The organism is Streptomyces botrytidirepellens (genome assembly GCF_003721215.1).
Lineage (GTDB): Bacteria > Actinomycetota > Actinomycetes > Streptomycetales > Streptomycetaceae > Streptomyces > Streptomyces himastatinicus.
In genome coordinates, this window is sequence record NZ_RIBZ01000325.1 from 24,850 (window position 1) to 34,501 (window position 9,652).

Below are 9,652 nucleotides of genomic sequence, written 5' to 3' on the forward strand. Positions count from 1 at the left end.
GCACGGAATCGTGCGCTACCCAATCAGAAAGAGCAATAGTTGAGCAGAAGCAAGCATAGAAATGATTGAGAATGACGAGTACTGTGCACGGCGTGCTGGCTGAGCGACGACATCAGATGATCTTGCGAGCGCTGCGTTCCGGTGGACCGGCCGCTGTGGCGGACCTCTCCGCCCAGCTGAACGTGAGCGCCGCGACGATCCGCCGCGATCTGCTGAAACTGGAGGAGGAGGGGCTGCTCACCCGGGTGCACGGCGGCGCGGTCGTGGAGGGCGGCGATCAGCCCTTCGCCGAGGTCGCCGAGGTGCGGGTGGCGGACAAGGACGCCATAGCGGTCCGGGCCGCCGAGCTGGTCGAGGACGGGCAGACCCTGCTGCTGGACATCGGCACCACCGCCCATCGCCTCGCCCGGCAGCTGCACGGCCGCAGACTGACCGTGATCACCAGCAATCTGGTGGTCTACGAGGAGCTGGCCGACGACACCGCCATCGAACTGGTGCTGCTCGGCGGGGTGCTCCGGCGCGAGTACCGCTCGCTGGTCGGCTTCCTCACCGAGGACAACCTGCGCCAGCTGCACGCCGACTGGCTCTTCCTGGGCACCAGCGGCGTCCGCCCCGGCGGTCAGGTCATGGACACCACGGTCGTCGAGGTCCCGGTCAAGCGGGCCATGATCGCGGCCTGTGACCGGGTGGTGCTCCTCGCCGACGCGGCCAAGTTCCCGGGCACCGGGGTGGCCAAGGTGTGCGACCCCGGCGACCTCGACGTCGTGGTGACCAATGCCCCCTCGACCCTGCCGGCCTGCGCCGCGTTCGAGGAGGCCGGAGTGGAAGTGGTGCGGATATGAAACTCACGATCCTCGGCGGCGGCGGGTTCCGGGTGCCGCTGGTGTACGGGGCGCTGCTGGGCGATCACGCGGAGGGCCGCGTCACCGAGGTCACCCTGCACGACCTGGATCCCGCCCGGCTCGCGGCCGTCGCCCGGGTGCTCGGCGAGCAGGCCGACGGCATACCGGACGCCCCCACCGTGACCGTCACCACCGAGCTGGACGAGGCGCTGCGCGGCGCCGCCTTCGTCTTCTCCGCGATCCGCGTCGGCGGTCTCGAGGGCCGGGCCACCGATGAGCGGATCGCCCTGGGCGAGGGCGTCCTCGGTCAGGAGACGGTCGGCGCCGGGGGCATCGCGTACGGGCTGCGCACCGTGCCCGTCGCCACGGAGATCGCGCGGCGTATCGCCCGGCTCGCACCCGACGCCTGGGTCATCAACTTCACCAACCCGGCGGGGCTCGTCACCGAGGCCATGTCCCGCCACCTCGGCGACCGGGTCATGGGCATCTGTGACACCCCGGTGGGGCTGGGACGGCGCGTCGCCCGCGTCCTCGGCGCCGATCCGGACCGGGTATGGATCGACTACGTCGGGCTGAACCACCTCGGCTGGCTGCGGGCCCTGCGGATCGACGGGCGCGACGAGCTGCCGCGGCTGCTGGCCGACGACACGGCCCTCGACGCGTTCGAGGAGGGCAGGCTGTTCGGCGGCGAGTGGCTGCGCGCGCTCGGCGCGATCCCCAACGAATACCTGCACTACTACTACTTCAACCGCGAGGCGGTACGCGCCCACCAGGAGGCCAAGCAGACCCGCGGGGCGTTCCTCCGCGACCAGCAGGCGGTGTTCTACGAGGCGATGCGCGACCCCGCCGCCCCGCCGCTGGCCACCTGGGACCACACCCGCGCCGAGCGCGAGGCCACCTACATGGCCGAGAACCGGGAGGCGGCGGGCGCCGGTGAGCGCGACACCCACGACCGGGAGTCCGGCGGCTACGAGCAGGTGGCGCTCGCCCTGATGCGCGCCATCGCCCGCGACGAGCGCGCCACGCTGATCCTCAACGTGCGCAACGGCGCCACCCTGGGCGTCCTGGACACGGACGCGGTCATCGAGGTGCCCTGCCTTGTTGATGCCAACGGCGCCCGCCCCGTGTCCGTCGCGCCCCTCCCCCACCACGCCACCGGGCTGGTGTGTGCCGTCAAGGCCGTCGAACGCGAGGTCATGGCCGCCGCCGAGAGCGGCTCGCGCACCACCGCGGCCAAGGCGTTCGCGCTCCATCCGCTCGTGGACTCGGTGACCGTCGCCCGCCGTCTCGTCGACGGCTACGCCGGCGGCCACCCCGGCCTCGCGTATCTGAACCGGAAGTAGGAACCGCCGTCATGCACGACGAACGCCGCCGTATCGAGGAGCGCGTCGAGCGCGTCCTGACGCAGCGCATCCAGCCGGCGGTCCACGCCGCCTCCGTGCCCCTCACCCTCGAGGCGTGGCAGGTGCCGGACGAGCCGGTGCCGTTCGCGGAGGCCGCGGCCGCCCCGTACGAGCCGTTCGCCATCGGCACGCCCTGGGGGCCGCCGTGGGGCACCACCTGGTTCCGGGCCCGGGGCGAGGTGCCGGCCGCGTGGGCGGGGCGGCGGGTGGAGGCCGTCTTCGATCTGGGCTTCGTCGGCGACTGGCCGGGCAACCAGGCCGAGGCGCTGGTCCACACCCTGGACGGCAGCCCGCTGAAGGCCGTCAATCCGCAGAACCAGTACGTGGCCGTGGCCCATCCGGCCGAGGGCGGCGAGCAGATCGCGTACCTCATCGAGACCGCCTCCAACCCCGACATCCTGGCGGACGACTTCGCCGCCCCGACCCCGCTGGGCGACAAGCGCACCGCGGGCCGCGCCCCGCTGTACACCTTCGCCCGCGCCGACCTCGCGGTGCTGGACGAGAACGTCTGGCACCTCGCCCTGGACCTCGCGGTGCTCCGCGAACTGATGCTGGAGCTGGACGAACACCAGCCGCGCCGCCACGAGATCGCGCACGCCATCGACCGGGCGCTGGGGCGGCTGGACCTGGAGGACGTGTCCGGCACCGCCTCCGCCGTGCGCGACGCGCTGCGCGGTGTCCTGGAGCGCCCCGCGCACGCCTCCGCCCACACCGTGTCGGCCGTCGGCCACGCCCACATCGACTCCGCGTGGCTGTGGCCGATCCGCGAGACCAAGCGCAAGACCTCGCGCACCTTCTCCAACGTCACGGCGCTGGCCGCCGAGTACCCCGAGTTCATCTTCGCCTGCTCGCAGGCGCAGCAGTACGCCTGGGTGAAGGAGGGATATCCGCAGGTCTGGGAGCGGATCCAGGAGGCGGTACGGGCCGGGCAGTGGGCGCCGGTCGGCGGCATGTGGGTGGAGGCGGACGGCAACCTGCCCGGCGGCGAGGCCATGGCCCGCCAGCTCGTGCACGGCAAGCGCTTCTTCCTGGACGAGTTCGGCATCGAGACCAAGGGCGTGTGGCTGCCGGACTCCTTCGGCTACAACGCGTGCTTCCCGCAGCTGGCGCGGCTCGCCGGAAACGAGTGGTTCCTGACCCAGAAGCTCTCCTGGAACCAGACCAACAAGCTCCCCCACCACACCTTCTGGTGGGAGGGGCTCGACGGCTCCCGGATCTTCACCCACTTCCCGCCGGTGGACACCTACAACGCCGAGTTCTCCGGCCAGGAGATGGCGCACACGGTCCGCAACTACGCCGACAAGGGGCGCGGTACGCGCTCGCTGGCACCGTTCGGGCACGGCGACGGGGGCGGCGGCCCCACCCGCGAGATGCTGGAGCGGGCGCGTCGGCTGGCCGATCTGGAGGGCTCGGCGAAGGTCGTCATCGAGCACCCGGACGACTTCTTCGCCGCCGCGCGCGCCGAGTACCCGGACGCTCCCGTGTGGTCCGGGGAGCTGTATCTGGAGCTGCACCGCGCCACGTACACCTCCCAGGCGCGCACCAAGCAGGGCAACCGGCGCAGCGAGCATCTGCTGCGCGAGGCGGAGCTGTGGGCGACGGCGGCCGCGCTGCGGGCGCCCGGTTACGGGTATCCGTACGAGCGGCTCGACCGGCTGTGGAAGACGGTGCTGCTGCACCAGTTCCACGACATCCTGCCGGGCTCGTCCATCGCCTGGGTGCACCGGGAGGCGGAGGCGGAGTACGCGAGGGTGGCGGCGGAGCTGACGGAGATCATCTCCTCGGCCCTGAAGGCGCTGGGTACGGACCCAAGCGGAGGCGATGCCCGCCCGCATGTGTACAACACCAGTCCGCGGCCCCGCGCCGAGGTCATCGCCGTGCCCGCGGGCACCGCCGACGGGCAGCCGCTCTCCGACGGCCGGGTCGCGGTCCCCACCGAGGTCCCCGCGTCCGGCAGCGCCCCGCTCGCCACGGGCTCGGATCCGGGGCATGTCGTCGTCGGCGACCGGGTGCTCGACAACGGCCTCATCCGCCTCGAACTGGCCGAGAACGGCACGCTCGCCTCCCTGCGCGATCTCACCGCCGACCGCGAGGTCTTCGCCCCGGGCACCCCCGGCAATCTGCTCCGGCTGCACACCGACCTCCCCAACTGCTGGGACGCCTGGGACGTCGACAAGCACTACCAGCAGCGCTACACCGACCTCCTCGACGCCGAGACGGTCACCGTCGCCGAGAAGGGCCCACTGCTCGGCGCGCTGCGCGTCGAGCGCGCCTTCGGCAAGGGCTCGCGGATCGTCCAGACCCTCACGGTCCGGGCGGGCAGCCGCCGTATCGACATCGACACCGACATCGACTGGCACGAGTCCGAGAAGCTCCTCAAGGCGGCCTTCCCCTTCGACATCCACGCCGACCGCTCCACCGCCGAGATCCAGTTCGGCCACGTCCACCGCCCGACGCACACCAACACCAGCTGGGAGGCGGCCCGGTTCGAGGTGTACGGCCACCGGTGGGTGCACGTGGGCGAGCCCGGCTACGGGGTCGCGGTCCTGGGCGACGCGACGTACGGGCACGACGTGTCCCGCACCACCCGCGAGGACGGCGGCACGACGACCACGGTACGGCTCAGCCTGGTGCGCGCCCCGCGCATCCCCGACCCCGAGGCGGACCAGGGCAGGCACCGCTTCACGTACGCCCTGCTCCCCGGTGCCACCGTGCAGGACGCGATCGCCGAGGGGTACGCGCTCAACCTCCCCCTGCGGGTGGCCGCCGCCCGGACCGCCCCCGCCCCGCTGATCACCACGGACGGCCCGGCCGCCGCCATCGAGGCGGTCAAACCGGCCGACGACCGCTCCGGCGACGTCGTGGTGCGGCTCTACGAATCGCTCGGCGGCCGCACCCGCACCACCCTCCGCCCGGGGTTCGCGCACACCGGTGCCACGGTCGTGGACCTCCTGGAACGGCCGCTGGCCGACGCCCAGCCGGTCACCGTACACGAGGACGGCGGCGTCACCGTGTCCTTGCGGCCCTTCCAGATCCTCACCCTCCGGTTCACCAGGAGCTGAGCGACGTGGCCATGCAACCCTGGTTCCCCGACGCCAAGTTCGGGATCTTCGTCCACGGGGGCATCTACGCCGTCGACGGCGTGCAGGAGTCGTGGTCGTTCTTCGAGGACGACGTCCCGCACGACCAGTACATGGCGCAGCTCGACCGGTTCACCGCCTCGTCTTACGACCCCGCCGCGTGGGCAGGGCTGTTCGCCCGCGCCGGGGCCCGCTACGCGGTGCTCACCAGCCGCCACCACGACGGCGTCGCCCTGTGGTGCTCGGCACCGGCGCCCGGCTGGGCCACCGGGTCATCGGCGGCCTCCACGACGTGCCGGGGGTGCTGTGGATCGACCCGCCCGCGGCCGCCGATCTGGACGGCCACGCGACCGTGCTCGCCGTGGAACCCGACGGCGAGCTGGAGCTGTACCGGGGCTCCGGCCGCAGCTGAGCACCCAAGGGAACGTCAGCGCCGCACCTGGATCAGCGCATGGGTGCCACTGGTGCGCCAGTGGCGCTCCTCCGCGTCCAACGCGGCCTCGGTGTCCGCGTCGAGGCCGGTGATGACGTCCGACTTCAGGGTGCGCAGCGCGGCCACCGGCCCCGGGAAGTACGCGGTGGGGTCGGCGAAGGGGGTGGTCGGGGACCAGAGCCGGTCGCCGACGAGGCGGCGGTAGTTCAGGTCGCCCTTCAGCACGGTGAGGGTGGCGTCCGCGAACTCCCGCCGCAGATCGTCCGGCATCTCGGCGTACGGCAGCGGCGCGCAGAAGAAGTCGTGCGCCCGGACGGTGAGCCGCCCGTCGGCCATCGCCGCCCACAGCCGCGTCCCGGCCTCGCCCGCGGCGCCCTCGGCGCGCGCCAGATGGCGCAGACAGTCGACGACGTCGGAGGTGGTGGCGTCGGACACGTAGTACGGATACGGCTTCACCTGAAGGACGACCCGCTCGGCGCGCCGGTGGCGGAGCAGATGGTCGACGAGGACGAGGTCGGGGAGGAGCTCGCGGCCCGCGTTGTCGGCGACCAGGCACAGCGTGGCCGGTGCCCCGGCGGGCAGCAGCCGCCACAGGACGTCCGAGTCGTCGGCCACCAGCGGCGCCGCGTCCGACGAGGCGGCGCCGCCGGAGGAGATGCGGAAGCCGAGGTCCGCGCGGTTGCCCCAGAGCGAGCCGTGCAGCAGCGCGTCCGCGGCCTCGTCGGCGGGCCGGTCCAGGAGGTGGTCGAGAGCGGTCAGTTCCCGGGCGGCCTCGGGGGTGTCCAACTCGGCCTGTTTGAAGGGCCGGAACGGGTCGATGCCCTGCCAGGGGCCGGGGGCGAAGTAGCCGACGGCGCCCAGGAGGCGGCGGTAGAAGTAGCTCTCGATCCAGAGGAAGGGCGCCTCGAACCACGAGCGGCCGAAGTACTCCCGCCCCCAGCTCTGCCATCGGTCGTGGTCGTGCGCGCCCGGGTCGAGCGGGGTGACGACGCCCTCGGCGTGGTCGTGGCGCAGGGCGTCGAGCGCGCGGTGCTGTTCGGGGTCGTACGGGAAGGCGTCCCGTACCTTCTCGATGAGCGCCGGATGCCGCTCGGCCAGCACACTCCGGGCGAACGATCCGGGCTCATCGCAGAGGATCACGGGCGCGTCGGCGGGTTCGGACATGGCAGCCAGCGTTTCACACCGCGACCGGGGACGTGCGGGTTCACCAGTGCGCGGGGCGGGCGAGGGCGGACGGCAGCCGGGTGGCGGCGTCGCCCCGGGCGGCGTTCAGCTGGGCCTGGGTGAGGAAGAGGGCACCGGTCAGATCGGCACCGCCGAGGGAGGCGTCGCGGAGGTCGGCCCCGATCAGATCGGCTCCGCTCAGGTCGGCGCCGGTGAGGTCGGCCGCGATGAGGCAGGCCCCGCGGAGGCTGGCGCCGCGCAGATCGGCGCCCCGGAGGCGGGCCCCGATGAGATCGGCTCCCCTGTGGTTCTTCTTCTTGCCCCGGCCCCTGGGCCGGACCCCGGCCCGCGCCAGTTCGCTCGTGCGCAGCAGCAGCGCGTTGACGCCGTCCCGGTGGGCGGCCACGTCCAGCGCGAGGAGTTCGTCGGCACTGCCCCGGGTCAGCCCCTCGGTGGTACGGAGCGCCTCGCGCAGCTCGTCGTGGACGGGGCGGGCCGCGGGGAGGGCGAGGGCCTCGGTGAGGTACCAGAGGAGTTCATGGAGCTGCCGCATCACGGGGAAGACGGCGAACATGCTCGACGCGGTCCGTGGGTGCGCCCGCCAGTCGCGGCCCCCGAAGGTGGCTTGGGAGACCTTCTGCCCGGCACCGAAGCAGTCGAAGACGGTGCAGCCCGCGAAGCCCTTCTCGCGCAGCCGGGAGTGGATACCGCAGCGGAAGTCGGCCTCCAGGTTGTGACAGGCCCGTCCGGCGGGCTTGTCGACGGCGAAGTCGGCCGAGGCCGCGAAGGGCAGGGCTACGCAGCACAGCCCGAAACAGCTGCCGCAGTCGGACCGCAGATCGGGGCGGGCCGCATCGGATATGGGGGCTTCGGCTCCGGCTGACATCGTGGTGTTCTCCCCGGGGGACGCGCACCGCCCTGGTCCCGACGGTGCTCCTGCAAAGTCCCATGGTCCCAGGGCGGCGGGGGAACCGTCATCCCGGGATGATCAGGTCGATGCCGTACCCGGCGACCGCCAGGCAGGCGGCGAAGCACACCGCCGCGACGGCCACGGCCCACTTCTCCCGGCCCCGCCCCGGCAGGGCCCGTCCCCGGTGCGGCTCGCCCGCGGCACGGGCCCAGGCGGCGATGCCGAGCGAGAACATCACGACCACCACGACGGTGGTCCCCAGGCTGACTCCGAAGACCCCTCCGAGGGTGCCCCACTCGATGTCCATCGCGTCCGCCTCCTCCGCCCGATCCGCCCGCTCCGCCCCCTCCGTCCGCGGTCCGGGGCCGTGGTCACGCCGCCGGGCGCACGGGGTGCTCCGGGCGCTCGGCGGCGGGCAGCTTGTTGACGTTGCCCGAGTTCACCGGGCGGCGCCGGGACAGCGCGTAGAAGCCCGCGGCCGCCACCACGGCGATGCTCGCCACCAGGGCCACGCCCGTGTCGCCCCGGTCGGCGACCCAGGCCGCGACGCCTCCCACAGCCGCCGCCGCGGGCAGGGTGAGCAGCCAGGACACCGCGATGCGCCCGGCGATCCCCCAGCGCACCTGGGCCAGCTTGCGGCCGAGCCCGGCGCCCAGGATGCTGCCCGTGCAGACCTGGGTGGTGGACAGCGCGAAGCCCATGTGGGACGAGGCCAGGATGACCGCGGTGGCGCTGGTCTCGGCCGCGAACCCCTGCGGGGTCTGGATGTCGGTCAGCCCGCGGCCCATGGTCCGGATGATCCGCCACCCCCCGGCGTACGTCCCCACGGAGATCGCCAGCCCCGCGCTCAGCACCACCCACCACGGCGGCCCGGTGCCATGGCCGAGCACCCCGGCGGAGATGAGGGACAGGGTGATGACGCCCATCGTCTTCTGCGCGTCATTGGTGCCGTGGGCCAGCGCCACCAGGGAGGCCGAGCCGACCTGGCCCGCGCGGAACCCCTTGCGGACCGCCCCGCCCGCCACGCGGCGGGTGATCACGTACGCCAGATACGTGGCCAGCGTGGCCACCACGCAGGCCACCAGCGGGGAGGCGACCGCCGGAATCACGACCTTCTCGAAGATCTCGGCGAACCGCACCGCGGATCCCCCGGCCCCCACCCACACCGCCCCGATCAGCCCGCCGATGAGGGCGTGCGACGAGCTGGAGGGCAGCCCGGCGAGCCAGGTGATGAGATTCCACAGGATCGCCCCGACCAGCCCCGCGAAGATCATCGCCAGGGAGACCCGGCCGTCGTCCACGATGCCGTTGGAGATCGTCTTGGCCACTTCGGTGGACAGGAACGCCCCGGCCAGGTTCAGCACTCCGGCGACGGTGACGGCGACCCGCGGGGACAGCGCCCCGGTGGCGATGGAGGTGGCCATGGAGTTGGCGGTGTCGTGGAAGCCGTTGGTGAAGTCGAAGGCCAGCGCCGTGATGATCACTACGACGAGCAGGAAGGATACGGACCCCATCCGGACCTCCCGCGCCGGGGTTCCGCGCGACGCCGCACCGAACCGTCCGCAGAATTCGCTACCGTCCGTAGAATTCGCTGCCTTCCCACGCTAAGCGCGAGTTCAGCGGCCCGCCAGCGCACGTCCGCGCAAGCCCGCCCGGGCCGGGAGCACCGCCGCCGCCACCCCGAGCAACAGACATCCGCCGGCCGCGGCCGCCACCCACGGCCAGGCCACCTCCAGCGCGACCGGGACGCCGAGGGCGGCGCCCAGCCCGTGGACCATGCCGAGCAGCACGGGCGCGGCCACCGCCGCCCCCAGGGCGGC

Annotated in this window: 9 protein-coding genes and 1 pseudogene; 5 read left to right on the plus strand and 5 right to left on the minus strand. The window is 73.0% G+C overall.

Annotated features, from left to right (window positions below; all coding sequences use genetic code 11):
• Window positions 1-92: 92 nt before the first annotated feature.
• The 5 genes and pseudogenes from EEJ42_RS29035 (at window position 93) to EEJ42_RS51155 (ending at window position 5,737) form a co-directional block, all read left to right on the plus strand.
• Window positions 93-842 carry a DeoR/GlpR family DNA-binding transcription regulator gene (locus EEJ42_RS29035; RefSeq protein ID WP_123104556.1) on the plus strand — a complete coding sequence of 250 codons (750 nt, stop codon included), beginning with the start codon at window positions 93-95 and terminating at the stop codon, window positions 840-842.
• Window positions 839-2,185 (plus strand): 6-phospho-beta-glucosidase, encoded by a 1,347-nt coding sequence (locus EEJ42_RS29040; protein ID WP_123104534.1) that lies wholly within the window; start codon window positions 839-841, stop codon window positions 2,183-2,185. Before EEJ42_RS29035 ends, EEJ42_RS29040 begins: the two co-directional genes overlap by 4 nt.
• An 11-nt stretch (window positions 2,186-2,196) precedes the next feature.
• Entirely contained in the window at window positions 2,197-5,307 is a 3,111-nt protein-coding gene (locus EEJ42_RS29045; RefSeq protein ID WP_123104536.1) for an alpha-mannosidase, read from the plus strand.
• Between the two features lie 5 nt (window positions 5,308-5,312).
• Window positions 5,313-5,573 (plus strand): annotated as a pseudogene (locus tag EEJ42_RS29050) (alpha-L-fucosidase); the annotation flags it as partial.
• A complete protein-coding gene (locus EEJ42_RS51155; protein WP_184503322.1) occupies window positions 5,561-5,737 on the plus strand; it encodes a hypothetical protein in 177 nt (58 codons plus the stop codon). The pseudogene EEJ42_RS29050 and the gene EEJ42_RS51155, both read left to right, overlap by 13 nt.
• A gap of 15 nt (window positions 5,738-5,752) precedes the next feature.
• On the opposite strand, the gene EEJ42_RS29055 is transcribed toward EEJ42_RS51155, so the two are convergent.
• The 5 genes from EEJ42_RS29055 to EEJ42_RS51160 all read right to left on the minus strand — a co-directional run.
• Window positions 5,753-6,922, minus strand: coding sequence for a damage-control phosphatase ARMT1 family protein (locus EEJ42_RS29055; protein ID WP_123104538.1), 1,170 nt, complete (start codon window positions 6,920-6,922; stop codon window positions 5,753-5,755).
• Window positions 6,923-6,962: 40 nt separating this feature from the next.
• Window positions 6,963-7,808: a pentapeptide repeat-containing protein gene (locus EEJ42_RS29060; protein WP_123104540.1), complete on the minus strand. Its 846-nt coding sequence runs from the start codon at window positions 7,806-7,808 to the stop codon at window positions 6,963-6,965.
• Window positions 7,809-7,896: 88 nt separating this feature from the next.
• Window positions 7,897-8,139, minus strand: coding sequence for a hypothetical protein (locus EEJ42_RS29065; RefSeq protein WP_123104542.1), 243 nt, complete (start codon window positions 8,137-8,139; stop codon window positions 7,897-7,899).
• 64 nt (window positions 8,140-8,203) lie between these two features.
• Complete coding sequence (locus tag EEJ42_RS29070) at window positions 8,204-9,346, minus strand: inorganic phosphate transporter (RefSeq protein ID WP_123104544.1); 1,143 nt, start codon at window positions 9,344-9,346, stop codon at window positions 8,204-8,206.
• 102 nt (window positions 9,347-9,448) lie between these two features.
• A partial coding sequence (locus EEJ42_RS51160) for a hypothetical protein (RefSeq protein ID WP_221179439.1) occupies window positions 9,449-9,652 on the minus strand: 204 nt, incomplete at its 5' end.